Consider the following 26,752-nt stretch of genomic DNA (forward strand, 5'->3'; position numbering starts at 1 on the left):
AACGAACGATCGTTCGTTAGTCAAGCCGACATGGCTGTCCACACCTCCAGCGCGGCGGAAGCGGCTGCGCCAACGACGCGCGAGCGAATCCTCACCGAAGCGCTCGACCTGTTCGCGCAGAGCGGCTATGGCGGCGCCTCGATGCGCGAGCTCGCGCGCCGTGTCGGCATCCGCGAGAGCAGCCTCTACAATCATTTCCCCGGCAAGGCCGCGATCCTGGAGGCGATTGTCAGCGAGCATGGCCCGGCAAGCTCGGCGAGCCGGCTGGAGGAGCCGCGCTACAAGCAGCTCGCGCGGCAGCCTGCAGCGTTCTGCCGGCAGTTTGCGCTCGACCTCGTCGAGCAATGGTCTGATCCGCGCGAGCACCAGTTCCAGAAGGTGATCACCGCCGAGCGTAACCGCGTGCCCGGCATCCGCGCCAAATTCGCCGATCATTTCTATGCGCGCGAGCAGAGCATGATGACGGATTATTTCCGCGGCTTTGCGCTCGCCGGCCTGGTCAAGACGCCGGACCCGCGCGAGACCGCGCGGCTGTTCGCGGCCGGCCTGATCTACATCCGCCTCGAGCATTACGTGATGGGCGCATCACCTTCGCCGCGGCCCAAGGTGATCGAAGCGATCGACCGCTATCTCGCCTTCTTCCTGTCGCTGATCGCGGCAGGCGAGGACACCGACAACAAGAAACGGAAACCCAAGGGAGAGAACCGTGGCAAGGCTGCCCCTGATTGATCCGGAGACGACGAGCGGCGATATCCGCGCCTCGTTCGACCGTATGCCGGTTAAGCTCAACATCTTTCGCATGATGGCCCATGCCGAGGCCAACATGATCCCGGCGATGCGGCTCGGCAATTCGATCCTGCACAAGCAGCAGCTCTCGGCCGTCAACCGCGAGCTCCTGATCCTTCAAGCCGCCCAGCTGGAGGGCGGCGCCTATGAGTGGCGTCAGCATGTTCCGATCGCGCTCGGCGTCGGCTGCACGCAAGCGCAGGTCGATGCGGTCGAACGTTCCGACTACGGCGCGGCTGCCTTGAGCGAGGCCGAACGCGCGCTGCTGAACTTCGGGCGCGAGGTGATCGAGAACGTCCGCGTGCCCGAGGCGACCTTCGCTGCTGCCCGCAAGCATTTCAGCGACCAGGAGATCGTGGAATCCATCGTTGCGCTCGGCTTCTACATGATGATGGCGCGCCTGACCGAGGCGACCGAAACCGATCTCGATCCCGCAGCCGGCATGACGGTCTATGACGGCGGCAAGAAATAGGCGGTCGCGATGACGGAAACCGACAACAAGCCGGAGCGCTATGTTCGTCCGCCGAGCGCGGAATCGCTCGGTGAGGCGCCGCGCAGGGGGCGACTGAAAGGCCGCCGTATCCTGATCGTCGGCGGCGGCCAGCGCGTGTTCGATGCCGCCACCGATCCGATCGGCAACGGCCGCGCCATGAGCATTTTGTGCGCACGCGAGGGCGCGAAGGTCGCGGTGGCTGATCTCAACCGCACCTCCGCTCAGCAGACCGTCAAGCAGATCACCGATGAGGGCGGCGAAGGGTTTGCGATCGAGGCCGACGTGACATCCGAGGCCGACGTCCGGCGCATGATCGAGGAAGCCCATCGCGCCATGGGCGGCCTCGACGGCATGGTGCTGAACATCGGCACCTTCGGCAAGACCGGCCTCGATAACGTCAGCCCCGAGGAGTGGAACAGGATCTACGACGTCAATGTCCGCGGTCCCATGCTGTGCTGCCGCGCCGCGCTGCCGAGATTCGACGACGGCGGCGCCATCGTCTTCATCTCCTCGATCGCCGCGCTGAAAGCGGGATCGCAGATGGCGGTGTATGATTCCTCGAAAGCTGCGCTCGGTGGCCTGATGCGCAACATCGCTCATCTCGGCTCGCGCCGTGGCATCCGCGCCAACCTGGTCTATCCCGGCCTCGTCGATACCCCGAACGGCCGCGAAGCCGGCGCCGGCCGTCCCAACCGCGGCAAGGGCCACGTCCCGTTCGGCCGCCAAGCCACGGCGTGGGAGATCGCCTATGCCGTGCTGTTCTTCCTGTCGGACGAGAGTGTCTACATCACCGCGCAGACGCTGGCGGTCGATAGTGGCCTGAGCGGGATGTGAGCGGCCGTCTATCGCGCGCGCGATCGCACGCGACAGACGAGATGATCGAGCGAGATGTTGCCTGGCCCGTGAGCCATGATGCCGAGCGCCATCGCTACCCAGGTGAGGTGGATCGGCCAGCCGTCGGGCACCGTGAGCTCGACGATGACAGTCATGAACAACAGCCCGAGCGCGGCCAACCGGGTGCCGAGCCCGAGCACCAGCAGGATCGGGAACATGATCTCGCCGGAGCCTGACAGGAACGCCATCACGGTCGGTGCCGGAAAGTGATAGGGCCCGCCGGGCAGATGCAGCATGAACTCGTCGCTGAACAGCGTCACCGCGGTGTCATTCAGCTTGAAAAGGCCGCCCCATTTGAGCATGCCCGAGCGCCAGAACGGCACCGCCAGCGCGACGCGCAGCACGAGCTGGACGAGCGACGGCGTCGCAAGCGTCTGGATCAGACGATTGGCCCTGTCGACGAGCAGCCAGGGCGACGGCAGTCCGCTTTCGGTGGTCATGTGCTGGTCCGTGATCATGATGGGTCTCCGCAAGCGAGCGAGATGAAGGCGCCGGCTTCGATCAGTCCGACGATGTTCGCGGCGATGTCGAATTCGGGCGCAGCGTCCAGGGCCGACGCCGCGGCCTCGCCGAGTGGCCGCCCCGAGATCAGGCCGTCCGCGAAGACCGCTCCGCCGGGCGGGAGGCGGCGCACGGTGACGTCGAATGCGGGCCGCGTGATCAGGGCGTCCTCCGGCGTCGAAGCATCGATGCGCAGAAGCGGTGCACCGTCGCGATTGGCGGCAAAGATCGTCACGGCCGCGTATTGCGAGCGCAGGCATCGCGTCGCCGGATGCGGAACGAACGTCAAATTGGCCAATCGGTCGGGCGTGACCGCCGACAGCCGGTCCGCCGGCAGCGCGGCGGCATCGCGCGCATGGTAGCAGTCGAGCCAGGCCCGCTCGATGCGCGCGACGTCGGCGAGAAAGGGCATATCTTGCGCATGCTCATAGGCTTCGATGAACTGCGGAAAGCCGCGGCCATACTCGAACAGCAGCGGCGAGGTCGGCGGATTGCTGCGAACATGGAAGCGCGCCATGGCGCGGAAGAACTCGGCGCCGGTGATGCGTTGCACCGCCGGGTAGACCGCCGCCAGCGCGTCGATCAGGCTGACGGTGACGTTGTTGCGGTAGACATCGTAGCGTCGGCCGGCCGCCTTGCCGTTCGGGCCGGTCACGATCGCAGGCGTGCTGCGTGCCGGATCCAGCAGCGCCGGCGCGAACGAAGCGGCGAAGCACAGGCCGGGTTCAGGCAGCATGACGGTCTCCCGCCACTGCTGTGCACTGATGACGGTCGAGGATCGACTGTGCGGCAAGGGCTTCCGCCTGCAGCACCGGCCAGTCCGGAATTTTGCTGTCCCATTCGACCAGCGTCGGCACCGCGCCGCGGCGCCGGATGACGATCTCATAGAGCTTCCAGACGGCGTCCGCGACCGGGCCGCCGTGGCTGTCGATCAACAGCAGCTCGCCTTCGTCGTCGGCCTGCTCGGCATGGCCCGCAAGATGAATCTCCTGGACGTGCGACAGCGGGAAGTCCGCGAGGTAGTCGAGCGCCGAATAGCCCTGATTGGTGGCGGAGATGAACACGTTGTTGACGTCGAGCAGAAGCCCGCAGCCGGTGCGCTCGGCAATGGCGCGGATGAACTCGGTCTCGCGCATCGAGGATTCGCGGAAGGCGACATAGGTCGAGGGGTTCTCCAGCAGCAGCGGACGGCGGATCGCCTCCTGCACCTGGTCGATATGGTCGCAGACGCAAGCCAGCGTCGCTTCGGTATAAGGCAGTGGCAACAGATCGTTGAAGAAATTGGTCTCATGGGTCGACCAGGCCAGGTGCTCGGAGACCAGCGCCGGCTGATAGCGCGCGACCAGGCCGCGGAAGCGCGCCAGATGCGCCTTGTCGAGCGGCCGCGGTCCGCCGATCGACATGCAGACGCCATGCAGAGAGAGCGGATGGTCGCGGCGGATCGCTTCCAGCGCGCGATGCGGCGGACCGCCGTCGCCCATGTAGTTCTCGGCGTGGACTTCGAAGAAGCCACGCCGAGGTCCGGCCTCGAGGATTGCGGGCAGATGCTCGGGCTTGAAGCTCGTCCCGGCAACGCCGCCGATGGGCGTTGCGAAGCGGAGCGGCATGGCTGCTGGTCGGGTCGGCTGGATCACCGTGCTCATCGTGCTGCTCCGTTCGTGCTCGCTGGCGACGTCGCGTCGGCCGTCAGACCGGCTTGAGCGAACCCTTCTTGCCGCCCGGCAGCTCGATGCTGGTGCAGGTGCCGCCCTGCACGAACTTCCAGGCGTTGCCCTGGAAATCGACGGTCGAGGTGCCCTGGCAGGTCGTGCCCGGTCCTGCCGCACAGTCGTTCTGGCCCTTCAGCGCGACGCCGAAGCACTTTTCCTTCTTGGCGGCGACGGCAGCCTCGCCCTCGGCCTTGGTCAGCGGCCCGGCGGCGGCGAGGGTCGCGAGCGCGGTCGAGACCGCGCCGGCGAGGACGAGCGAGGTGACGGCATGTTTGGCAGACATCGAGATTCTCCTGTTCGAGATGGCATCGCCTGGCAGGCGACGCGCGCATTGGTCTCCTTCGCTGCGCGCGCAGCCCGCGTTACGGCGAGACTGCTCACGAACCCGTGAGACCGTTTGGATCGGGCGCACCGCCGGTGCGCTTGGGCCGGCATTAGCGGGCAAGCGTCCGCCCAAGGCCAATGCCTTGGGTCTATCGAGACGGTAGCCACCGGGCATTGGCGGCGCGCGTCCATTTTCTGCCAGACGTAACGGGCGAGCGCCGGCAGCGTAGAGCATTGTCGGTGGCTCGCGTGGACCGGCAGGTGAAGACAGCGATGAAGGTTGATCCCGAACGACGGCTTCATGCGATCGCAAGGCTGACGGTCAGCATCCGCCTCGCGGTGTCCGCGCTGGTCCTGGCTGCGATCCTGCTGACGGCCGCGCTCTCCAGCCTGCTCTGGTGGCGCACGGCGGAGGCGACCAGCCGGCAACTCGCCGCGACCATCAACGAGCAGATCGTGGCGGCGGTGCGCAAGGAGGTCTCGGCCATCGTCGACGAGGCGCGCGCCGCGCATACCGCGATCCGCACGCTGTTCCTGCAGAACGTGCTCGACACCCGCGAGGCCGACAAGCGGGAGTTCGTGTTTCTGTCGCAATTGCAGTCGCAGGCGACAATCTCCTGGGTCGCCTTCGGCTGGCCCGACGGCTCCTTCTTCGCCGCGCACAAGCTCGGCGATCGCCGCCTGGAGATGATGGAGATCTCGCTGACGGATCATCCGGGCCAGCGTCGCGTCGATGAATATGACGTGGTGCCCGGCGACATCGAATTCGCCAATCGCCGGTTCGAGCCGAGCGGATTTCATGTCGCCGATCAAGCCTGGTTCAAGGCCGGGCTGACCGCGGATGAGCCGCAATGGTTCAGGGTGATGGACCATGCGACCGGCGAGCGGCCGTCGATCGCGTTCGCGGGGCCGATCGACGTCTATCAGGAGCGGCAAGGCGTTCTGGCCGTCATCATCGAATATACGAGGCTTGCGCGTTTCCTGTCGCAGCTCGAGGTCGGGCGCACGGGCACCGCCTTCATCGTCGATGGAAGCGGCGAGCTCGTCGCGGCGCCGGACAAGGAGGCCGACGAGCTCCATCCGGCGCGCGGCGACACGACGCTGTTGTCGCTGGCGCGCGCTGCGCTCGACAAGGCGGGCGAGGACGGCCGCAAGGAGGCTTGGCGAAGCCGACTCACCTCCGGCGGCGCGGCCTACGAGGTTGCGCTGACGCCGCTGCCGTTTCCCGGCTGGTCGCTCGCCACCGTGATTCCGGAGGCCGAATTTCTCGGGCCGGTCGAGACGACGTTGCACCGCCTGATCCTCGGCCTCGCCATCGGCGCCGTGCTCGCGGCGCTGGCCTCGGCGATGCTGGCGCGGTCCGTCATCGCCGCGCCGTTGTCGCGCGTCGTCGGCGAGCTGCGCCACGTCGAGGCTTTCGCGCTGGAGCAGGTCCGCCGCCACCCCTCGCGGCTCAAGGAGATCGCGAGCCTGTCGGGAGCGATCGCCGAGATGGCGGCCGGATTGTCCGCCTTCCGCAAATTCATCCCGGCCGATCTGGTCCGCGGCCTGCTGCGCCAGGGCGTCGAGGCGAGGCCCGGCGGCAGCGTCCAGGAGCTCAGCGTGATGTTCATCGACATTGCCGGCTTCACCGGGCTGTCCGAGCGGTTGGGCGATCGCGTGGTGCCGCTGCTGTCGCGCTATCTGGACGTCACCTCGGAGATTATCGTCGCCAATGGCGGCACCATCGACAAGTTCATCGGCGATGCCGTGATGGCGTTCTGGGGTGCGCCGCAGCCGCAAGGCGATCACGCCGCACGATGCTGTCGTGCCGCGCTCGCCTGCCGCAGGGCGATCGAAGCATCGGGCCTCGCTGACGATTTAGGCCAGCCGATCCAGATCCGGATCGGCATCAATTCGGGTCGCATGCTGGTCGGCAATATCGGCTCGGAGCTGCGGCTGAACTACACCGTGATCGGCGATGCCGTGAACGTCGCCAGCCGGCTCGAAGGCGCCAACAAAGTCTATGGCACGCAGATCCTGATCGGCGAGGCGACCGAGCGCCTGGCGCGCGGCGCCGTCATCACGCGCGAGGTCGATAGTATCGCGGTCTACGGCCGGGAGGAGGGACTTTCCGTCCACGAACTGATCGGGATCGTCAGCGAGGACGCCACAGACGGCGAGGCGACCAGCTGGATTGCGGACTACGCGCACGGCCTCGCCTCCTATCGCGCGCGGCGGTTCGCCGATGCGCTCGGCGATTTCGAGGCCGTGCTGAAACGCCGCGGCCACGATCGTCCCGCCGAGCTGATGCGCGAGCGCTGCCGGCAGCTCGCTGCAGCTGCGCCCGATGTCGCCTGGCATGCCGTGGCGGCACTGACCTCGAAATAGCGGCGTCGGAGTCCGGGACACCTGGCGCTCCAATCACGGCGTCCGCGCATCCCTCGGGCCAGGCCCTTGAGCTCGCCGGGCGTCTATAGTAAGGGTTTGGCCGGGTCTGCAGTTCACCCAGGCGTCACCGTCCCGCGAGGGAAGCTAAACCTGCAAGGCTCAATCGTACCGACACCAAACCTCGTGCCGCGTCGTAAGCCGGTGACCTCCGACAATCCATCTGTGGATCGGCACATCGAGGATTGGTCATGACCAGAACCCCCGTTGAATTCGTTGCGGGCGACATCTCCGCGCTCGCGAAATCTCTGCGCGCCCAGCTTCTGGAGCGCACGTCGCCGCCCGGTCACGTCGAGCTGCTCAACATTCTTGCACGTGCGACAGGGCACAGGAACTATCAGCATTTTCGCGCGCGTGCGGTCGGCACTGCCGTGGATGACCGCGGCACGCCCACACCACAAGTCGATGCTGTCGATTTGAAGCGCGTGCAACGCGCCGCGCGCCATTTCGACGACCACGGCAGGCTGCTTCGCTGGCCGGCCCGTCACAATTTGCAGCAGTTGAGCCTCTGGGTGTTGTGGGCCGGCTTCCCACCACGATGCAGCCTGGCCGAGGCGCAAGTGAAGACGTTGTTGAGCCGTCAGCACACTTTCGCCGATGATGCCTTGCTCCGCCGCGCGCTGTGCGATCACGGCCTGGTCTCCCGCACGGCCGACGGGCGCGCGTATCGCCGGATCGAGCGTCGGCCTCCGATGGAGGCCGCAGCGCTTCTGCGCCACCTCAAGGCCAGCGCGTCCGGACGACCGGAAGCTGCGAGATGACCGCAAATCCGGACGCATTGCCGCTCGCCGGGCGAACGCGTTTCCCTGCGCCGCCATCGCATCGAGGACCGCCATGAAGGCAACACTGCTCAGATCTGAAGACTATACTCGCTCGCCCTGGAAGAACGGCGGCGGCATCTTCACTGATATCGCGGACGCTCATCGGGCCGATGCGCCGCAGAAGAATTGGGATAGCCTGCTCTGGCGTTTTGCGAGCACGCCGATCGTGGCGCCCGGACCCTTCTCCCATATGCCGGGCATCGACCGCTTGCAGATGGTGGTCGGTGGGCGCGGGCTGGTGCTCAAGGCCCCGGGCCAGGAATTCGACGAGCGTGAACCTTTTACGACGGTGCGCTTCACCGGCGAGCTCGAGATCGTGACGGAGCTTCACGCCGGGCCGGTCGAGGTCGTCAACCTGATGGCGCGGCGCGGCGCCGTGAAGATCGAGCTCGAAGCGCTCAGGGAAGCCGGCGATAGACCGTTGTATGCCGGCACGCATCTGGTTTACGCACCGCACGGCGATTGCCGCATCCGCCTCGATGGTGAGGATCTTGCCATCCCCGGCAACGGCACGCTCAGGATCGAATTGACCGAGACATCGTGGCTCGCGCTCGTTTCGGGTCCGGTGGTGCTGGGGTCGATCCGGATCGTCGGTTAAGGGGCGACGGCCCCGACAGCCCGATGCGCACAATCCATGCAACTGGCTAGGTTGACGCGGCGGAGTCGGGGCACGATATCTGCCCTGATGCAGACCGCCGTGAAGGGCAGGATATGACCGCGCAAGACAAGAACGCCCCCGCCACGCAGGTCGACGGTGTCGTCGACTGGCTGACCAATGGCACGCGCGACGAGCGCTTCATCGACAATATCTTCGCCGACATGTGCATCCGTCTGCAGCAGGCGGGCATTCCGCTGAAGCGGTCGACGCTCCATGTCCTGATCCACCATCCGCAATGGCTTGGCGCCCGGTTCATGTGGTCCGACGGCATGCGCGAGGCGGAGATCGCGCGGGTGGATTATGACGTCCGCGAGCGGTCCGAATTCATCGGCAGTCCCGCCAATGAAATGCAGGACGGCGCCAGCGAGGTGCGCGAGAATCTCGAGCGCGATCCCTCGCTCGGCCGCAAGCACGCCCTCTACGACGAGATGCGCGAAAAGGGCCTGACCGACTATGTGGCTTGGCCGCTCTACCACACGCTCGGCAAGCGGCATCTCATCACCTTCGCGACCGACCGTCCGGGCGGCTTCGAGGATTCGCATATCGCCGCGCTCAAGAAGCTCCTGCCGGTGCTGGCGCTGGTCAGCGAGATCCGTATCAAGAACCGGCTGGCGCGCACCCTGCTGGAGACCTATGTCGGCTCGCATGCCGGCCAGCTGATCCTCGCCGGCGCCACCAGGCGCGGCAGCGGCACGACCGTGCGCGCCGCGATCATGATCTGCGACCTCAGGGACTTCACCAAGATCTCCGACAACTGGCCGCGCGACGACGTCATCGATCTGCTCAACGATTATTTCGACGCGATGTCCGAGCCGATCGCGCGGCACGGCGGCGAGATCCTGAAGTTCATCGGCGACGGCCTGCTCGCCATCTTCCCGCTTCAAGAGCCCGATGCCTGCGCGAACCTGCTCCACGCCGTGACCGAGGCCCGTCAGGCCATGACCGCGCTGAACGAGCGGAACAATGCGACCAGCCGCGCGCCGCTGAACTACGGCATTGGCGTCCATGTCGGCGACGTCATGTACGGCAATATCGGCTCGACCAGCAGGCTCGACTTCACGGTGATCGGCCCCGCCGTCAACATGGCCTCCCGCCTCGAAGCCCTCACCAAGCAGCTCGGACGAACGGTGCTGCTGTCACGCGATTTTGCGGAGCTGGTGGAGGAGAAGTTCGAGCTGGAGCACGTCGGCAGGCACGAGGTGCGCGGCTTCAGCGATCCGATCGAGCTGTTCGCATATCACGGGTAAGGCGACTGCCTCACCCGGGACGAATTCCCAGCGGCGCATCTATTTGCGGTTCGCTCCGGTGGAGCCCGAGTTCGGCATCGCCTGCTGGCCGCCCTGGGTTTGCCTGGGATCAGACAGCCCCGGCTCGCGGTCCAGGGGGGCGGAGGTCGAGCCGAGGCCGCCATTCGCCGGAACTGTGAGAGCCGGTGCAGGCCAAGGCCCTGCACCCCGGTAACGCCTACGCGGACCAGCGATCCTGCTCTTCCTGGTGCGCGTGCTCGTTCAGACGCTCGGCGATCTGGTCCGCAATCTTGTCCGACTCCGCCGAGGCGACGGGCTCGCCCTTGCGTGTCCTGAGCTTGTCCTTGTCGGCCTCGATCGGGAAGTCGTCAGGCTTCAGTTCGTCATCCTTGCTCATGGCGCGCCTCACGGTGTCTGATGTCGGAAGAACACGTCTGAAGGCTGATCGTTGCTTGGACGAGTGAAAACTCTCGACCGACGAATGGACGGGCGGCTCGCGTTTGGGCACTGTCAGCATGATCCCGGTGTCAGGTGCCGCCGACAGCCTTGGGAAGCCCCTATTGCCGATGCAGGATTGTACGAATAGGCTTCCGCCCCGAAGACACCCAAACGGTCCTTCAAATCGGCCGCACGTTCATGCCCAAATTCCTTCGCATCGGAGTCCTTCAGTCCAACGTATCCGGCTACACGTCGAAGGCGTGGTGCGTTCGGCGCGTCGGCTCGGCGGTGTTCCTGAAGTGGGGTGCCGTTGAGGTGCAGGGCGCCGGCGATGGGCGAAGGGTCTACTGGACGCGTCTGCCGCAGGAGAAGACAGTTCGCTGCGGCACGACGCAGCGCGCCCAGGACTACGCCAAAGCCGCCATCGCCCGGCGCCGCAGCCACCGCTACGAGCCGCTGGCCGGACCGATCGCGCTCCGGCGCCGATCCGCCGAGCGGAGCGCGGAACTCAAGCAGGCACTCGCCACCATCCTGATCGTCGATATCGTCCGCTCCACCGAAAAGGCGGCAAAGCTCGGCGACGCGCGGTGGACCAAGGTCATGGGCCATTATTATGCGGCCGTGCGCAAGGAGCTGAAAAGCACGCGTGGCAAGGAAGTGGTGACGACCGGCGACGGCGTGCTGGCGACATTCAAGGCGCCGGCCTCCGGCGTCCGCTGCGCGACCGCGATCCAGAAGGCCGTGCGCACGCTGGGGCTCGACATCAGGGTCGGGCTGCATGCGGGCGAGTACAGTGTGAGCGGGGGCGAGATGGTCGGTCTCGCGTTTCACATCGGCACGCGCGTCGCGGCCAAAGCCCGCGCCGGCGAAGTCCTGGTATCGAGCGCGGTCAAGGACCTGATGGCGCAGTCGGAGATCCGCTTCAGGGATCACGGCGTGCATCAGCTCAAGGGCGTGCCAGAGCGGTGGCGGCTGTTTCGGGTGGAGGATTGATGGGATTGCGGCCTATCCGCTCGGATCGGTCCGGTCGCATTTGGGGCATCGTCCATCCGCGGCGGCGGCGAGTTGGTGGCCGATCTCTTCCCTGAGAGCCTCTGCCTCGAAGGCCGTGCCGTCGCTCCTGAGGATTCGCTTGGCGCGTTCGTAGGCATGGCTCTCGGCGGCGTCGTCGCCGACGCGGACGATCACCTCATCGTGGAAAGGGCAGACCGTGGTCGCACGGGTGGTTTCGAGCGCGTAGCGTACCACTGCGGTCAGATCGTCGACGTTGGCGGACATCATGGCTGCTCTCCTGATCGAGGCGGTCCCGATGGCGGCCTGTTTCCGGCGGAGGGTCGTACCCTCGGCCGTGTCGGTTCGGTCCGGTACGGCCGTGTCGGTCGGGTCAGGCAACAAGGACGACGTCAATCAGCGCTGGCTTCCTTGAAGGCGCCAAGCCGATTGCGTGTTTTGTTCAGGGCTGCGCCATTTCAACCCGCGGTTCTTGCCCTGGTTCCATCGAAGCCGCTCGTCCGGAGCCGGCTCCGTGGTCGCGGTCGGTCAGTCCCCGTCTTGCGAAGCGGTGCCCGGAGTGCCTAGGAGTCCGGGCTCCGCTTCGTTCGGCACCGGAGCAGGAGCGCGGCCGATGTCATGCAGAGCATAGGCGTGAGCAGGCCCTTTCCATTGACCCATCTCAAACACGGGGAGGGCCCCTAAGGAATCATCCGCAATTTCGCCGGCCGCGGTTCGGGCGCATGAATAAAGACATGCAGCGCCAGATCCTCTTCAGGTGCCCGCGCACCGGCATAAACGTCCAGCATCGGATCGATGATGAGCGGCCCGATAGCTTCGAGCCGGCGGACAGCTATGTGTCCGTGAGGTGCCCGGCCTGCATGTCGCTGCACTTCGCCAACAGCACCACCGGCAAGCTGCTGGGTGAGCGAAGCGCGCAGCCCGTCCCGATGCCGCGTTCCGCCTGATCCGTCCGCGTCATTGTGCAGCGATGTGGCGGGCGGGCAACCGTCAATGGATCGCCGCGTACATGATGGCTTCCTCGGTCGCATCCAGCGCGGAAAACTCCTCGACGACCTTGCCTTGCCTGCAAACCAGGATTCGGTCCGACAGCGCCATGATCTCCGGCAGGTAGGAGGAGATCACGACCACCGCCTTGCCTTTGTCGGCCAGCGAATTGATCAGCTCGTGAATCTCGACGATGGCCCCGACATCGACGCCCCGCGTCGGTTCGTCGAATATGATCAGCTCCGGATCCTGGATCAGCGATTTGGCGATCACGACCTTCTGCTGGTTGCCGCCGGACAATTCGACGACCTTGGCCTCGTCGCCGATGGCGCGCACCTTGAGTCGCTCGATCCAGGACTTTCCGGTCGCCGTGCTTTCGCGGCGTGACAGCCAGGTGCGTCCTTTGGGAAACTTGGCGAGCAGGCCGAGATAGATGTTGCGCGCAATGGATGCGGTCTCGAAGAATCCTTCGACCTTGCGGTCCTCCGTCACGTAGGCGATGCCGGCCTGCACGGCAGGCGCAGGGACGCGGTAGCGGACCGGCTTATCGTCGAGGATCACCTCGCCGCCGTGGAAGAAGTCGCGCTTCATGACGCCTGCGACGATCTTGAACGTCTCCGTGCGTCCCGCGCCGACGAGACCGAAGACGCCGGTGATTTGACCGGCAAACACCGACAGCGAGTTGTTCTTCACCATCGGCGCCATCTTCAGGTTCTGCACCGTCAGCGCCCGCTTGCCCGAAGGCCGCACCTTCGCCTTGCGCGCGCCGTAGAGCGTGTTGGAGAGGTCCCGCCCCACCATCGCCTGGACGATGCGCGCCCGATCGAAGCGGGAGGCGTCGTCGGTCACGACATGCTTGCCGTCGCGCAGCACCGTGATGCGGTCGGCGAGCAGCAGCGCCTCTTCGAGGGCATGCGAGATGAAGATGATGGAGACGCCGCGCTTCTTCAGGTCCTTGACCAGGTCGAAGAAGTACTTCTTCTCCTCCGGCGTCAGCGTTGCCGTCGGTTCGTCGAAGATGATCACCTTGGCCTTGTGCAGGACCGCGCGTGCGATCTCGACCATCTGTTTCTTGGCCGCCCCTAACCCACCGACCGTCGCGGTGGGCGTCACGTCGAAGTTGAGAGATTGCAGGAATTGCTGGGCCGCGATGTAGATGCCGCGCAGGCGATTGTAGAATTTCTCCTGACCGAGAAACAGGTTCTGCGCCACCGTCATCGTCGGCACCAGGCTGTTCTCCTGGAACACCATCGCGATGCCGAGGTTGCGCGCCTCCAGCGGAGTCCTCGGGGTGACATCGACGCCGTCGACCGTCATGCCGCCGGAGGTCAGCGTCACGACGCCGGCCATGACCTTGGTCAGCGTCGATTTTCCTGCGCCGTTTTCGCCGACCAGCGCGTGGATTTCGCCGCGTCGCAGGTCGAAATCGACACCTTCGATGGCGGGCACGCCGGCGTAGAGCTTGGTCGCCTTCGACAGCGACAGGACGAGGTCGTTCATGCGCGGGCCTCCTCGCCGAGGGAGGCCAGCGGTAGCCTGATGACACGGCCAGGTCCCTTTGCGATCATGACGAGGTCGTTGCCGGCTTCCACGGCCGCGACGATGCCGTGGTTGACGCCGTCGGCACGGCTATGGAGGGAATAGCGCGGAAGGCCGTCGGCTCCGAGCCGGACGACGAGACCGTACGACCGCGGCGGCGCCCAGGGCTTCATCACGCCCATGGTCTTGATGTGCGCGCCCTGCAGCGGCTCCTTGAAGGAGTGGCCCGAGCGCAGACGGGGCGCCACCCAGAACTCCGGGTCGATCTCCGCGATCATGCGGCGGCGATAGGCCGGCTCGCGGAGCACGAACTCGACCAGCTGGGTGCGCGCGGTGAATGCGGTGAGCCAGAAGCCGCCGCCGCTCGCCGGCGACAGCCGGGACGGATAGACGGGCAGGTGCCGCAGCAGATCGTTGCGGGTTCCGTCCGGCGAGATCGAGACCAGGCGATGCCGCCAGCTTTCGCTGACGAGCACAGCGCCGTTGCTTGCGATGGCGCCGAATGCGTAGCCCAATCCGGCCGCAAGCTCTCCGATCGCGCCGGTCTTCGGATCGAGCCTAAGGACCCGGCCGGTTTTGCCGAGCTCCATCAGATCGCGCGCCCAGTCGCCGACACCGTGCAACGATGATCCATCGGTTGCGATCAACGTCCCGTCGGCCGCGGGCGCCAGCGCATTGACGGCGTGCAGCCCTTGCGCAAAGGCGGCCCTGGGCGTCTCGGCCGCGGCGTTGTCGTAGAGCCGGACCTCCGTGCCGCCGAGTGCGACGGCAAGGCCTCCACCGGGCAGGGATGCCAGCGCCGAGATCGGCCGCTCGAAGGTGCGGACCGCCGTTGTCGAGTTTCCGGTCAAACGCGTCAGACGTGCGCCGTCGGCAATGAGCAGCGACGTGCCCTCCGTGCAGAGATCCTCCGGCGCGTCACATTCGAGCAGGATCTCCGCCTGCTCGAGCGCCTGGTTGGGCTTCAACGCCCCGTCGAACGACGGCACGGTGATGGCCGCCTCGCCACGGCCGAGGAAACGGTTGGCGAATTCGCGCACGGCGGCGATCACGACGACTTTCCCCAGCGCTTGTCGTACTGCACGAAGTCGGGATCGGCATTGTCGAGCTTGAAGCGGCCGATCCGGTTGTTGGCGATGCCGCCGAGATAGAGATAGCCGCGATGCTCCCGCATCGAGGTGATCATGGGATGATTGAGGCCCTTGAGGTCCCAGAACGATTCCAGGATCTTGCCCTGCTCGTTGAACTTGACGACGCAGCCGGTGTTGATGTTCGGAAACAGCCATTCGTCGACCGGCACGCGCTTGGCCATGCGCCTGCGGAAGCCCGGCATCTTCCAGGCGAGATCCAGTGACGGACTGCGCATGCCGACCAGCGCCAGCCAGTAATTGCCGTCCGAGGCGAGGTTGATGTTGTCGGGGTAGCCCGGCAGATTGTCCATGACGATCTCGACATCGCCCTTCTTGGGACCTGCGAACCAGTAGCGCTTGATCGAGCAGCCGAACGTCTCCGCGAACAGGATGGATTGCCCGTCGCTGGCGACCGCGACGCCGTTCGGGAATTTGAGGCCGCGCAGCGCGGTGTGGGTGGTGCCGGTCTTGGTGTCGTAGCAGATGATGCGGCCGTTGCCGCGGGCTTCCAGCCCGTCGACCGGCCATTCGTCCATCTCGTAGCGCACAGTCGCCTCGGAGAAGAAGATCAGTCCGTCGTCGGTGATGTCCAGATCGTCGGCGAGCCGCAGGCGGCTGTCGTCGTTCACGGAGTGGATGCTGCGATTGGTCTCGTCCGTGGCCTTTTCGACCGTGCCGTCGGGCTTGATGCGATAGAGGCCCATGCCGCCGATGCAGACATAGAGATTGTCCTCTTTGTCGAACGCCATGCCGAGCGGCTGGCCGCCGATATGCGCGAACACTTCCATCCGCTCGTAATCGGGCGGGAAGAAGCGAATAATGTCGCCGTGCCGCGATCCGGCATAGAGCACGTCGTTGCGGTCGAGAATGACGTCCTCTGGCGCCTCGATCCGGCCGAGCCCGATCAGTGAGACGTCACGCAGCCTGTCGTTCTGCTCGAACGGCCCGCCGCTGCCGATCTCGGTCGGCGGCGGAGGCGGCAGCGCGTGATAGGTCGGGGCGACATAGACCTTGCTGATGATGCGGGTGCGGTTCTTCTGCCAGCGGATGTCGACCATCGCCGCCGCCAGCAGGATCGTCGCCAGCGCCATGCGGTTGACGCCGCCGCGCGCATTCATGGCGGTCAGGCCGTTGGTGACGAGCAGGACGACGAGCACCCCGACCATGGATTTGACGACCGACCCCTTGCCGCCGCCGAGCGTGATGCCGCCGAGCACGGTCGCCGTCAGCACGATCACCTCTAAGCCGACGCCGATGTCACCGCCGACCGTGCCGAGCCGTGCCGCGAAGAACAGCGCGCCGATGCTGGTCAGCACGCCGCTCGCGACGTAGCAGAGCGCGATGGTGCGGCGGACGGGAATGCCGGAATTGTAGGCCGAGCGCCGCGAACCGCCGATCGCGGTGATGTGCCAGCCCGGCCGCAGCCGCGTCAGGAAGACGTGGCCGAAGATCGCAATCACGATGTAGACCAGGGCGACGCTGGGAATGCCGAGAACGTCGCCGCCGCCGATGAAATCCCAGGACGGAATGTCCGGGAAGGCCGACGCGATGGCGTTGGAGTACCGTTGAATCAACAAATCGTACGCCGAGCGGTAGATGATCAGCGTGATCAGCGTGGTGATGAAGGCGCGCAGCCTGAGATACCCGATCAGCACGCCGTTGACGGCGCCAAGCAGCCCGCCGACGATCATGGTGACCACCACCACGGCGGGGACCGGCCAGTTGAGCACGTCGAGCAGATAGAGCGCGCAGAAATCCGTCAGGGCGAAGATCGAGCCGACCGACAGATCGATGCCCCCGACGATGACGACCAGCGCCATGCCAAGACCGATGAACCCGATCTCGCCGGCCTGCCGCGCGGTATCGGCGAGGCTCGATGCGGACAGGAAGTGCTCGAGCGAGCGGCTGAGCGCGAAGCCGACGATCAGCATCAGGATCACCGGAATGGCGGTTTCGGTCCAGCGTTTGGACAGGATCTCGCCGAGGAGATGGTCCGGCCAGTAGCGATATCGGAGCCTGGTCAGTGTCTCGCGCATCTGCTTTCCGCTGATTCCATGAGCAAGGTTGCGCGTTCCGCACCCGAAGGGGCGGAGCGCGCAGCGTTAGTGTGCGATCACTTCTTGAGATCGGAGAGATTCCAGCACGCCGTCTGGGTGTCGGCGTTTTCTTTCGTGATCGGGATCAGCGTGGTGTATTCCGAGCCCTTGATCGAACCCGGCTTGGCGCCCGACGACAACAGCCATTTGATCGTGCCGGCCATCTGCGCGGCCTGCGTCGGCACGTCGTAGCTCATGTTGAGATCGAACGAGCCGTTCTTGACGAGCTCGCATGCACCCTTGCGCTCTCCGCCGCCCGAGGTCGCCAGGAACACCTTGCCGGTCAGGCCGGCTTCCTTGATCGCGGCGGCGGTTCCGATGTCCATGCCGTCCCAGAAGCCGACGATGCCGCAGAGATCGGGATTCTGCTTCAGCACCGTCTGGGTGATCGCCTTGGCCTTGGCGGCATCCCAATCGGCGGCCTGGCTGGAGACGACCTTGATCTCGGGATGTTTGGCGAGGATGTTCTCGACGCCCTTGAGCGTATAGGCGCTGGCCGCCGCGGAGAGCGCGCCCTGGATGATGGCTATCTTGTTCGACTTGCCCTGGCAGGCCTTCACCACGCCTTCGGTCTGGCGCTCGCCGATCTCGATCCAGTTGGCGCCGACGAAGGCCGAGCTGCGGTAGGCCGAGCCCATGTTGATCTGGATGACGTAGATGCCTTCGTTCTCGGCGCGCTGCAGCAGCTTGGCGTAGGTCTGGACGTCGGGATTGTGGATCACCATCACCGCCGGCTTCTCCGAGATCAGCGAGGTGACGGCTTGCGCGCCGGCGTTCGTATTCCAGTTGGGATCGCGAATCACGAACTTGACGCCGAACGGCTCGAGCTCCTTCTTGAGGCCGGCGTACCAGCCTTCGGTCAGGTCGAAGTTCATCGCGACCGGCACGTAGGCGACGGTCTTGCCGGCAAGCGCTTCGCGGAACGGCTTCTGGAACGGCTCGTCGAGGCCCTGCTGGGCAAGGGCCGGAGCGGCGCTGGCTGAAAGCGCCAATGCGGCGATACTTCCAAGCGCAAACTTTTGAACGCAGGCCATTGTCTTCCTCCTTGTTGGATACGCGTTTTTTCCAGGCAGATCAGATGTCGCCCTGTTGGGCCGTTTCTTCGTTTCGTGGATTGAGCAGCGTGTCCGTGATCACCGCGATCAGGAGCACCAGGCCCTTGATGAGGTTCTGGCCGGCATAGGGAATGTTGAGGATCGTCATTCCGTTCAGCATCGTTCCGATCAGGAGCGTGCCGATGATGACATTGACGACCCCGCCGCGCCCGCCCGACAGGCCGATGCCGCCGAGCACGACGACGAGGATGACGTCGTAGATCAGCGTCGAATTGAAGATCCGGGTCGGCATGGAGTTGACGGACGCAGCCAGCACGAGGCCGGCAAAGCAGCCGATCAGCGCCGCGAGGACATATTGCAGCACGATGATGGGCCGCGACGGGATGCCGGTCACGCGCGAGGCGAACGGGTTGTCGCCGATCGCGTAGATGTAGGCGCCCCAGCGCGTCTTGCGCAGCAGGATGAAAACCACGACGCAGGCGATCGCGAACATGACGATCGAGGTGGGGATGCCGAGGATGCTGCCCTGGCCGAGCCGCTCGAACCCGGCCATGCCCTCGCTCCATTGCACGACGTCGAGCTGGAAGAGGGCGGCCTGGCCGAGACCGGCGACGAACAGGCCGGTCGCCAGCGTCGCGAACAAGGGCGGCACTTCCGCATAGGCGATGAGCCAGCCGTTGACGAGACCGATCGCGATCGACAGCAGGCCGGCCGCGAGCAGCGAGGCGAGCAGCGAATGCCCGTTCTGCACCATCTGCAGCACGAGGCCGCCGGGGACCGCGAGTGCCGCGATCAGCGAGAGGTCGATGCCGCGGCCGATCACGACGATCGCCATGGCGAGGCCGAGGATGCCGAGCACCGCCACGTTCTGCAGCAATGTCAGCATGTTGTCGGCGGAGAGAAAGCCGCTGAGGAATACCGAGAAGGTCAGGAAAAGTGCAGCGAAGACCGCAAACACGATCTCCTGTTGGCTGATCCGAATGCGCTTCATCGCTTGCCATCCCCTGGGATCGGCATTGCGCGTGCGGGATCGCCGTCTCCGCCCGCGTTTGCCTCCCCCGTCCCAATTTCGTTTTGCGCTTGATAGGCGAGAGGCCTCAATGTGGCTTGCGTCAACGCGCAAACCTTTTGCGTTGGCGCGCAAAGAGTCTTGCGCGAAGCTGACAGGAACCTAAGATCGGCCGGCAGCTTTTGTGCGCTGCACAGATATATCTCGACGTAACGGGCCGCCGATGGATCTCGTGTTTACGACCGAGGAGCTAGATCCCGCCAAGCGCTTCGCGGCCTGGCAGGATGCAATCTGTGATCACTACGTTCATGTCGACGTGAACGCGTTGAAGCCGGCCGACTATCAGGGCTTTATCCGCGAGGCGCAATTCGGCCCGGTCACGATGAGCGACGTCTTCCTGTCGGAGCAGCGGATATCGCGGCGCGAGCGGCACATCGCGAAGCTCGACAAGGATTGTTACTACGTCCAGTTTCTGCAACAGGGCAGCATGGACGTGCTGCAGGCCGGCCAGACCCTGGTGACCAGCCCGGGCACCGGCGCGATCTTTTCGGCCTCCGACGCCTACGATCTCGAATGCTCGGACCGATTCCGGTCGTTGTATCTGGAGATCCCGCGCAAGGAATTCTCGTCGCGCTTCGCCGAAGGAAAGATGCCGTCGGCGGCGACGATCGCGACGGGACGGGGCTTGGGGCGGATCGCCGCCGAATTCTGCGCGCTGCTCGCCTCGGAGGCATCAAGCCTGGAGGAGACGGCGCGAACCCGGCTCGGTCATGAGCTGATGGACGTGCTGGCGCTCGCGCTGGACATGGGCGACAAGGACGAGTTCTCGGAGGACGCGACGGCGCGGAATGCGCGCCTGCGCTCGGTCAAGGCCTGGATCGAGGAGCACCTGACCGATCCGGACCTGTCGCTGGAGAAGATTGCCAGGAGCAACGGCGTCTCGCTCCGCCATCTGCACTACCTGTTTCGATCGACCGAGATGTCGGTGTCCGAATGGATCCTGAACCGCCGCCTGCAACGTTGCCACGACGCGCTGATGCGCCCGGAGCTGCGTGCGCTGTCGGTGACCGAGATCGCCTATCGGCTGGGCTTCAGCAGCTCGTCGCATTTCAGCACGGTGTTTCGCCGCAAGTTCGGCCACAGCCCGTCCGAGCTGCGCCGGCGGCAGATGACGTCGATCGAGTAGGAGGATCGCGCGCCGAGCGCCGGTGAAGACGGTCGGCGGCAACCAGGCCCGGCAGGCAGGCAGCCCGCGTGTTCTATTTCTCCACCGCCCCCGACCAGTCCTTGAAGCCGCCGACGTTATAGACCTTCTCGTAGCCCATATCCTTCAGCAGCTTGCCCGCCAGCGCCGATCGGCCGCCGGACGCGCAGTAGAGAATGACGGTCTTGCTCTTGTCGAACGCCTTGTCGTGATATTGCGACTCCGGATCCGCGCGAAACTCCAGCATCCCGCGCGAGACATGCACGGCCCCCGCGATCTTGCCGCTGGCGGCAACCTCCGGCGCATCGCGAACATCGACGACCAGCGTGTTGCCGTTCTTGATCATGTCAGTGGCCTGTTCCGACGTGATCTTGGGGACCGCCGCATTGGCGGCTTCGAGCATTTGCTTGACGCTGGTTGGCATGGGTTGTCTCCGTTGGTGGCCCCGCGCGGAGGATAGCATATCGGTCGCGCTTCGCCTCCTTCTGTTGGAGGAGCGTGCTCTGTTTGATCATGCGCTCATTCCGTGCCCAATATCGCACGAGCCAGCTCCGACGGATTCTCGACAGCCGAGAAGTGGCCGGTATTGCTGAGCGTCACCACCTGCGCGTTGGGAATGAGAGACCGTGTGCGCTCGCGCTCGTCGGGCCGGGACCAATCGCTGTCGCCATAGATGAGCGTCACCGGCGCCGGGATCTGCCGATAGTAGTCGCGGGCCTTGCACCAGGATCGCCATCCCGCCAACACCCTGCGTGCGACCCGCTTGTAGCCCGGGCGATGGGCCACCTTGTCGAACTCGGCGAGCAGATCGGCCGGCAGCTTGCACGGGTCGTGATATCCGCCACCCATGATCTTGCCGAGAACCAGCTTGTTCTCGAGCGCCGCGTTGATCGCGCCGAGCACCGGCACCTGCAGGCTTCCGATGATGAAGTTCGCGAGCCAGTTGCCACGTCGAAGTCCGTCCCCGTAGCGGGTTTCGTAGTCGTAGGGGTTGATTGCATAGACCCGCTTCACGCGGTGTGGGAGAGAGGCCGCCACCGTGAGGGCCAATGCGCCCCCGATCGACTCGCCGACGAGCGTGACATCCGAGAGGTCCAGCGCCTCGATGAAGCGGATGACCGCCTGCCTGAAATAGGGCTCGTTGAAGCTCGCGTCCGGATCGATCGGCGAGTGTCCGTGTCCGGGCAGATCGATGGCGTACACCGTGTGCGACCGGGCGAGGAGAGGCGCGAGGCTGCGGAAATACTCGAGCTGCGTCCGGATCGTATGCAGGAGGAGCAGCGGAGGCCCGCTGCCGGTCTTGTGAAAACGCACACTGAGCCTCTCCGATAATCTGAGCAAACTCGGCCCGGCTTCGCTCACGTCAAGCATCCGGTCTCTCCATGTTTCGAGGGGGCCGTCGTTCAAGCGGTGGCGGCTTCACGGACCAGCGCGGCTGCCGCATCCAGAAGGGCTCGTGCGAGGTCGGTGTCGTTGACCGCGCGCGCCAGCGTCACGGCGCCCACCATCGTCGCGAGAATGGCCATGGCCTTGTCTCTCGACCCCTTGCCGCCGTCCTTGGCGATGAAGCGGCTGAGCACGTCGAGATGGGCCTGGATCCCCGCTTCGAACTCGGCCTTGACGTCGGGACCCTGCCGGGCGGCATCCGAGCCGAGGGCCACGATCGGACAGCCCTCCATTCTCTCTTCGCGGTGATCTGCACTGAGATAGAATCCGATCACCGCGCTGAGCGGATCGTCAGGATTGCGCGCGGCCGCGTCCGACCATCGACCGGAAGCGCTCTCCAACGCTCGCTTGGACGCCTCGACGGCCAAGTCCTCCTTGGACTCGAACTGCTTGTAGAAGGCGCCCTGGGTGAGCCCGGCCCCCTCCATCAGATCCTTGAGCCCAATGCCGTCAAAGCCGCGCTCCCTGAAGAGGCGACTTGCCACATTGATCACGGTTTGGCGGTTCTCCGCGGCTTGAACGCGACTGACGCGCATCGTGCTCCTCCATTTGGAATTCAGTCGAAATCTATGTTCAATATAGATTTCGAACGACATCTATCAAGTTGCCCTTGAACGGCGCCGTGGCTTGCTGAGATCACGTTTCCGTCAGGACGCGAATTTAGATTGCGACCGAGCGCTAAGTTAATATAGAGTTCGAACGAAATCTAAATTCCAGAGGAGACCGTCATGAAGAGGGGAATTGCCGTGTTGGCCGGTATTATGATCCCGGCGGGGGTGGCGACGTTCGTCAGTCTTGGCATTTTCGCCCCAAGAGCCTCTGCCGTGAGCGACCCGAGACAGGAGCCGCCGATGGTCAGCCTGGCGACGGCCACGCGGGTGAGCGGATCCGACCGCGGGTTCACGGGCACCATCGGCGCGCGAGTGGAGAGCAATCTCGGCTTTCGCGTCGCCGGCAAGATCGTCGAGCGGCTGGTGAATGTCGGTGAGCAGGTCAAGGCCGGGCAGCCGCTGATGCGGATCGACGAGACCGACCTCCGCCTTGCGCTCGCGGCGAAGCGCAACGCTGTGGCCGCAGCGCGCGCAGCCGTCGTGCAGACCGATGCGGATGAGCGTCGATACGCCAACCTGGTCAACGACGGTTGGACGTCCAAACAGCGCTACGAGCAGGCGAAGGCGGCCTCGGATACGGCCAAGGCGCAGCTCGCCGCGGCCGAAGCCGAGGCAGGGGTCGCCGAGAACCAGGCGACCTATTCCGTCCTGGTGGCAGACGCGGACGGCACGGCCACACAGACGCTTGGCGAGCCCGGCCAGGTGGTCTCGGCCGGCCAGACCGTCGTTCGGCTCGCGCAGTCCGGGCCTCGCGAAGCCGTGGTGGCGCTTCCCGAAACGATCCGGCCGGCGATCGGCTCGCTCGCCGAGGCCAGCCTGTATGGCAGCGATGGACGCCGTTACGCGGCGCATCTGCGCCAATTGTCGAACTCTGCCGACGCGCAGACCCGGACTTACGAGGCCCGCTACGTGCTCGGCGGCGAGGCGGCAGCAGCACCGCTTGGCGCGACAGTCACCATTCGGCTCGCAAGCCAGGACCGTCAGTCGGAAGTCCAGGTGCCGCTGGGCGCCGTGCTCGATGATGGCAGGACCACCGGCGTCTGGGTGTTCGACAGCGCCAGCTCGACCGTACACTTTCGCCCCATCAAGCTTCTGCGTGTGACCAGCGAAGCGGCAATCATCTCTGGATCGAGCTCCAGTGATCCGATTGTGTCCCTCGGCGCTCACCTCCTGCACGAGGGCGCCCGCGTCAGGACCGTCACTGACGGCGGGAGCAAATCATGAGCTTCAATCTCTCTGCGGTCGCCGTTCGCGAGCGGGCCGTGAGCCTGTTCTTCATCATCCTGCTGGCGGCCGCAGGCGCCTACGCCTTCTTCATGCTCGGACGGGCCGAGGACCCGTCGTTCACCATCAAGACGCTCACGGTCACCACGGTCTGGCCGGGTGCGACGGCGCGCGAGATGCAGGACCAGGTCGCCGAACCCCTGGAGAAGCGGATTCAGGAGCTGACCTGGTACGACCGGGTGGAGACGACCACGCGGCCGGGTTATGCCTACATGACGGTGACGCTGAAGGACAGCACGCCGCCATCGAGCGTGCAGGAAGAGTTTTATCAGGCGCGCAAGAAACTCGGAGATGAAGCGCGCAAGCTGCCGGCTGGCGTGCTCGGCCCCTTCGTCAACGACGAATATTCGGACGTGAGCTTCGCACTCTATGCCCTCAAGGCGAAGGGCATGCCGATGCGTGAGCTCGCCAGGAAGGCGGAGGTGATCCGCCAGGACCTGCTGCATGTGCCCGGCGTCAAGAAGATCAATATCTTCGGCGAACGTCCCGAGCAGATCTTCGTGGAGTTCTCCTATCCCAAGCTGGCAACGCTCGGCGTGTCGGCACAGGATATCGTTGCCGCCTTGCAGCGGCAGAATACGGTGACCCCGGCAGGCTCGATCGACACAAGCGGGCCGCAGGTCTTCATCCGCGTCGACGGCGGTTATGACAGCGTGCAGGCGATCGCCGACACGCCGATCGTTGCGGCGGGACGAACCTTGAAGCTCTCGGACATCGCCGAGGTCCGTCGCGGCTACGAGGATCCTCCCACCTACATCATCCGGCACCAGGGCGAGCCCACGATCATGCTCGCGGCGGTGATGCAGGAGGGCTGGAATGGCCTGGCGCTCGGCAAGGCTCTGGAAGAGAGGTCCGCGGCCATGGCGCGGACGCTGCCGCTCGGGATGACGCTCGACAAGGTGACCGACCAGGCCGTGAACATCACCTCCGCGGTCGACGAGTTCATGATCAAATTCGCAATGGCGCTCGCGGTGGTGCTGCTGGTCAGCCTGCTCAGCCTCGGCTGGCGCGTGGGAATCGTCGTGGCCGCCGCAGTCCCTCTGACGCTGGCCGTCGTGTTCCTCATCATGCTCGAGACGGGCCGGTTCTTCGACCGCATCACGCTCGGTGCTCTCATCCTCGCGCTTGGCCTGCTCGTGGACGACGCCATCATCGCCATCGAGGTGATGGTGGTGAAAATGGAAGAGGGCATGGACCGCCTCAGTGCGGCGGCCTACGCATGGAGCCACACCGCGGCGCCGATGCTCTCGGGCACGCTGGTGACGATCGCGGGATTCCTGCCGGTGGGCTTCGCGCGCTCGACGGCCGGCGAATATGCCGGCAACATCTTCTGGGTCGTGGGGTTCGCTCTCATCGTCTCCTGGATCGTCGCGGTGATCTTCACGCCTTATCTTGGCGTCAAGATGCTGCCCGCGATCAAGCCCGTCGAAGGCGGCCACCACGCGATCTACGACACGCCGAACTACCGGCGTTTGCGCCGGCTCATCACCTTCGCCGTGCGCCACAAGTTTTTGACCTGCAGCTTCGTCGTGATCGCCTTCGCGCTGTCCGGCCTCGGCATGGGCGCGGTCAAGCAGCAGTTTTTCCCGACGTCGGATCGCCCCGAGGTTCTCGTCGAGGTTCGCCTGCCGGAAGGCACCAGCATCGAGACGACGACCGCCGCCGTCGAGAAGCTCGAACGCTGGCTGCATGATCAGCCCGAGGCGAAGATCGTCACCAGCTATGTCGGTCAGGGCGCGCCCCGCTTCTTCTTCGCGATGGCGCCGGAGCTCCCCGATCCGGCCTTTGCCAAGATCGTGGTGCTGACGCCTGACGCCGAGGCGCGCGAGGCTTTGAAGCAGCGGCTCCGGGAGGCGGTATCACACGGCCTTGCCCGGGAAGCGCGTGTGCGCGTCACCCAGCTCGTCTTCGGACCCTACACGCCGTTCCCGGTGGAGTTTCGGGTGATGGGCCCCGATCCCGCGAAACTGTACGCGCTCTCTGAAAAGGCCGTCGAAATCATGCGTGGCGTTCCCGACGTGCGACAAGCCAATCGCGATTGGGGCAATCGCACACCCGTGCTCCGCTTCATTCCAGATCAGGATCGGCTGAACCTCATCGGCCTCTCGCCGGCGGAAGTCGGGCGGCAGCTTCAGTTCCTCCTGACCGGCATCGCCGTCACGCAGGTTCGCGAGGACATTCGCAATGTCCCGATCGTGGCGCGCAGCGCCGGCGGCGAGCGGCTGGATCCGGCGCGGTTGGCCGACTTCTCACTGACGAGCCGGGACGGCCGTCTGATCCCGCTCGACCAGATCGGCCATTCGGAAGTCCAGCTCGAAGAGCCGATCCTGAAGCGTCGCGATCGCACCCCGGTCATCACGATTCGATCTGACATCAATGAGGCGACCCAGCCTCCTGAGGTCTCCAAGGACATCGTGAAAGCGCTTCAGCCGCTGATCGCATCGCTTCCGGCCGGCTATCGCATCGAGACCGGCGGCTCGATCGAGGAGGCGACGAAGGCCAATGACGCGCTCGCGACCATCTTTCCCGCCATGATCGCCGCAACCCTGATCGTCATCATGCTTCAGGTCAGATCATTCTCGATGATGGCCCTCGTCATGCTGACCGCGCCGCTTGGTCTCGTCGGCGTCGTGCCTGCATTGCTGATCTTCAACCAGCCGTTCGGATTCAACGCGATCCTGGGACTGATCGGACTGGCCGGAATCCTGATGCGCAATACCCTGATCCTGACCGAACAGATCAAGGAGAACCGTGCGGCGGGCCTCGACGATTACCACGCCGTCATCGAAGCCACGGTGCAACGCACGAGGCCCGTGATCCTGACCGCACTTGCCGCCGTGCTAGCGTTCATCCCCCTCACACATTCCGTCTTCTGGGGATCGATGGCCTATACCTTGATCGGCGGCACGGCAGTCGGCACGGTGTTGATCCTGCTCTTCCTCCCCGCGCTTTATGCCGCCTGGTTCCGCATCAAGCCGACGGCGGATGAGAGCCCTGAGAGCGCGACGGACAAACCGGAGTTGCGAACGGCGATGGCTGCCGAGTAGGGCGAGCTGATCAACCGGCCCAAGGAGCCTGGCAT

26 protein-coding genes are annotated in these 26,752 nt (G+C 65.2%); 12 read left to right on the forward strand and 14 right to left on the reverse strand.

Going from position 1 to position 26,752, the window contains the following annotated elements:
- The first annotated feature begins 30 nt into the window (after positions 1–30).
- From RAD04_RS10550 to RAD04_RS10560, 3 genes are read left to right on the forward strand one after another with little or no spacing between them, the layout of a single operon-like run.
- The gene (locus RAD04_RS10550) at positions 31–729 is read left to right on the forward strand and encodes a TetR/AcrR family transcriptional regulator (RefSeq protein WP_461623730.1); all 699 of its coding nucleotides are present in this window, start codon (positions 31–33) and stop codon (positions 727–729) included.
- Complete coding sequence (locus RAD04_RS10555) at positions 707–1,258, forward strand: carboxymuconolactone decarboxylase family protein (protein WP_461623731.1); 552 nt, start codon at positions 707–709, stop codon at positions 1,256–1,258. Before RAD04_RS10550 ends, RAD04_RS10555 begins: the two co-directional genes overlap by 23 nt.
- A gap of 9 nt (positions 1,259–1,267) precedes the next feature.
- Entirely contained in the window at positions 1,268–2,113 is an 846-nt protein-coding gene (locus RAD04_RS10560; protein WP_461623732.1) for an SDR family NAD(P)-dependent oxidoreductase, read from the forward strand.
- A gap of 8 nt (positions 2,114–2,121) precedes the next feature.
- Here the strand turns inward: RAD04_RS10560 and RAD04_RS10565 are convergent, their stop codons facing one another.
- From RAD04_RS10565 to RAD04_RS10580, 4 genes are read right to left on the reverse strand one after another with little or no spacing between them, the layout of a single operon-like run.
- Positions 2,122–2,631: a DoxX family protein gene (locus RAD04_RS10565; RefSeq protein ID WP_461623733.1), complete on the reverse strand. Its 510-nt coding sequence runs from the start codon at positions 2,629–2,631 to the stop codon at positions 2,122–2,124.
- Positions 2,628–3,410, reverse strand: coding sequence for an HvfC/BufC N-terminal domain-containing protein (locus tag RAD04_RS10570; protein ID WP_461623734.1), 783 nt, complete (start codon positions 3,408–3,410; stop codon positions 2,628–2,630). Before RAD04_RS10570 ends, RAD04_RS10565 begins: the two co-directional genes overlap by 4 nt.
- Positions 3,400–4,317 (reverse strand): MNIO family bufferin maturase, encoded by a 918-nt coding sequence (gene bufB, locus RAD04_RS10575; protein WP_461623735.1) that lies wholly within the window; start codon positions 4,315–4,317, stop codon positions 3,400–3,402. Before bufB ends, RAD04_RS10570 begins: the two co-directional genes overlap by 11 nt.
- Positions 4,318–4,360: 43 nt before the next feature.
- On the reverse strand, positions 4,361–4,666 hold the full coding sequence (locus RAD04_RS10580) for a BufA1 family periplasmic bufferin-type metallophore (RefSeq protein ID WP_091956294.1): 306 nt from the start codon (positions 4,664–4,666) through the stop codon (positions 4,361–4,363).
- 314 nt (positions 4,667–4,980) lie between these two features.
- Here RAD04_RS10580 and RAD04_RS10585 point away from each other — a divergent pair, with 314 nt between their 5' ends.
- From RAD04_RS10585 to RAD04_RS10600, 4 genes are all read left to right on the forward strand, one after another.
- On the forward strand, positions 4,981–7,077 hold the full coding sequence (locus RAD04_RS10585) for an adenylate/guanylate cyclase domain-containing protein (protein ID WP_461623736.1): 2,097 nt from the start codon (positions 4,981–4,983) through the stop codon (positions 7,075–7,077).
- 248 nt (positions 7,078–7,325) lie between these two features.
- Complete coding sequence (locus tag RAD04_RS10590) at positions 7,326–7,895, forward strand: DUF2087 domain-containing protein (RefSeq protein WP_461624071.1); 570 nt, start codon at positions 7,326–7,328, stop codon at positions 7,893–7,895.
- Between the two features lie 73 nt (positions 7,896–7,968).
- On the forward strand, positions 7,969–8,553 hold the full coding sequence (locus RAD04_RS10595; protein ID WP_461623737.1) for a HutD/Ves family protein: 585 nt from the start codon (positions 7,969–7,971) through the stop codon (positions 8,551–8,553).
- Between the two features lie 113 nt (positions 8,554–8,666).
- Positions 8,667–9,860, forward strand: a complete 1,194-nt coding sequence (locus tag RAD04_RS10600; protein ID WP_461623738.1) for an adenylate/guanylate cyclase domain-containing protein — start codon at positions 8,667–8,669, stop codon at positions 9,858–9,860.
- A gap of 217 nt (positions 9,861–10,077) precedes the next feature.
- Here the strand turns inward: RAD04_RS10600 and RAD04_RS10605 are convergent, their stop codons facing one another.
- Positions 10,078–10,257 carry a hypothetical protein gene (locus tag RAD04_RS10605; RefSeq protein WP_461623739.1) on the reverse strand — a complete coding sequence of 60 codons (180 nt, stop codon included), beginning with the start codon at positions 10,255–10,257 and terminating at the stop codon, positions 10,078–10,080.
- A gap of 239 nt (positions 10,258–10,496) precedes the next feature.
- Here RAD04_RS10605 and RAD04_RS10610 point away from each other — a divergent pair, with 239 nt between their 5' ends.
- Positions 10,497–11,291 carry an adenylate/guanylate cyclase domain-containing protein gene (locus RAD04_RS10610; protein ID WP_028142246.1) on the forward strand — a complete coding sequence of 265 codons (795 nt, stop codon included), beginning with the start codon at positions 10,497–10,499 and terminating at the stop codon, positions 11,289–11,291.
- Between the two features lie 12 nt (positions 11,292–11,303).
- Here RAD04_RS10610 and RAD04_RS10615 read toward each other — a convergent pair whose 3' ends face one another.
- Positions 11,304–11,579: a hypothetical protein gene (locus RAD04_RS10615; RefSeq protein ID WP_461623740.1), complete on the reverse strand. Its 276-nt coding sequence runs from the start codon at positions 11,577–11,579 to the stop codon at positions 11,304–11,306.
- A gap of 464 nt (positions 11,580–12,043) precedes the next feature.
- Here RAD04_RS10615 and RAD04_RS10620 point away from each other — a divergent pair, with 464 nt between their 5' ends.
- Positions 12,044–12,256: a hypothetical protein gene (locus RAD04_RS10620; RefSeq protein ID WP_461623741.1), complete on the forward strand. Its 213-nt coding sequence runs from the start codon at positions 12,044–12,046 to the stop codon at positions 12,254–12,256.
- Positions 12,257–12,299: 43 nt separating this feature from the next.
- Here RAD04_RS10620 and RAD04_RS10625 read toward each other — a convergent pair whose 3' ends face one another.
- From RAD04_RS10625 to RAD04_RS10645, 5 genes are all read right to left on the reverse strand, one after another.
- Entirely contained in the window at positions 12,300–13,796 is a 1,497-nt protein-coding gene (locus RAD04_RS10625; RefSeq protein WP_461623742.1) for a sugar ABC transporter ATP-binding protein, read from the reverse strand.
- Positions 13,793–14,887, reverse strand: a complete 1,095-nt coding sequence (locus tag RAD04_RS10630; protein ID WP_461623743.1) for a hypothetical protein — start codon at positions 14,885–14,887, stop codon at positions 13,793–13,795. Before RAD04_RS10630 ends, RAD04_RS10625 begins: the two co-directional genes overlap by 4 nt.
- A complete protein-coding gene (locus RAD04_RS10635; RefSeq protein ID WP_461623744.1) occupies positions 14,884–17,001 on the reverse strand; it encodes an ABC transporter permease in 2,118 nt (705 codons plus the stop codon). The genes RAD04_RS10630 and RAD04_RS10635 overlap by 4 nt, the downstream gene beginning before the upstream one ends.
- 77 nt (positions 17,002–17,078) lie before the next feature.
- Positions 17,079–18,095 (reverse strand): sugar ABC transporter substrate-binding protein, encoded by a 1,017-nt coding sequence (locus tag RAD04_RS10640; protein ID WP_461623745.1) that lies wholly within the window; start codon positions 18,093–18,095, stop codon positions 17,079–17,081.
- 40 nt (positions 18,096–18,135) lie between these two features.
- Entirely contained in the window at positions 18,136–19,107 is a 972-nt protein-coding gene (locus tag RAD04_RS10645) for an ABC transporter permease (RefSeq protein ID WP_461623746.1), read from the reverse strand.
- Between the two features lie 241 nt (positions 19,108–19,348).
- On the opposite strand from RAD04_RS10645, the gene RAD04_RS10650 reads away from it, so the two are divergent.
- Positions 19,349–20,311, forward strand: a complete 963-nt coding sequence (locus tag RAD04_RS10650) for a helix-turn-helix domain-containing protein (protein WP_461623747.1) — start codon at positions 19,349–19,351, stop codon at positions 20,309–20,311.
- 73 nt (positions 20,312–20,384) lie between these two features.
- Here RAD04_RS10650 and RAD04_RS10655 read toward each other — a convergent pair whose 3' ends face one another.
- The 3 genes from RAD04_RS10655 to RAD04_RS10665 form a co-directional block, all read right to left on the reverse strand.
- Positions 20,385–20,753 (reverse strand): rhodanese-like domain-containing protein, encoded by a 369-nt coding sequence (locus RAD04_RS10655; RefSeq protein WP_461623748.1) that lies wholly within the window; start codon positions 20,751–20,753, stop codon positions 20,385–20,387.
- 95 nt (positions 20,754–20,848) lie between these two features.
- Complete coding sequence (locus RAD04_RS10660; protein WP_461623749.1) at positions 20,849–21,700, reverse strand: alpha/beta fold hydrolase; 852 nt, start codon at positions 21,698–21,700, stop codon at positions 20,849–20,851.
- 32 nt (positions 21,701–21,732) lie between these two features.
- The gene (locus RAD04_RS10665) at positions 21,733–22,311 is read right to left on the reverse strand and encodes a TetR/AcrR family transcriptional regulator (protein ID WP_461624072.1); all 579 of its coding nucleotides are present in this window, start codon (positions 22,309–22,311) and stop codon (positions 21,733–21,735) included.
- A gap of 192 nt (positions 22,312–22,503) precedes the next feature.
- Here RAD04_RS10665 and RAD04_RS10670 point away from each other — a divergent pair, with 192 nt between their 5' ends.
- Together RAD04_RS10670 and RAD04_RS10675 are read left to right on the forward strand one after the other, a co-directional pair.
- Complete coding sequence (locus RAD04_RS10670; protein ID WP_461623750.1) at positions 22,504–23,610, forward strand: efflux RND transporter periplasmic adaptor subunit; 1,107 nt, start codon at positions 22,504–22,506, stop codon at positions 23,608–23,610.
- Positions 23,607–26,717, forward strand: a complete 3,111-nt coding sequence (locus tag RAD04_RS10675) for an efflux RND transporter permease subunit (RefSeq protein WP_461623751.1) — start codon at positions 23,607–23,609, stop codon at positions 26,715–26,717. Before RAD04_RS10670 ends, RAD04_RS10675 begins: the two co-directional genes overlap by 4 nt.
- The last annotated feature ends 35 nt before the right edge of the window (positions 26,718–26,752 follow it).

It is taken from the genome of Bradyrhizobium sp. 25ACV (assembly GCF_054863005.1).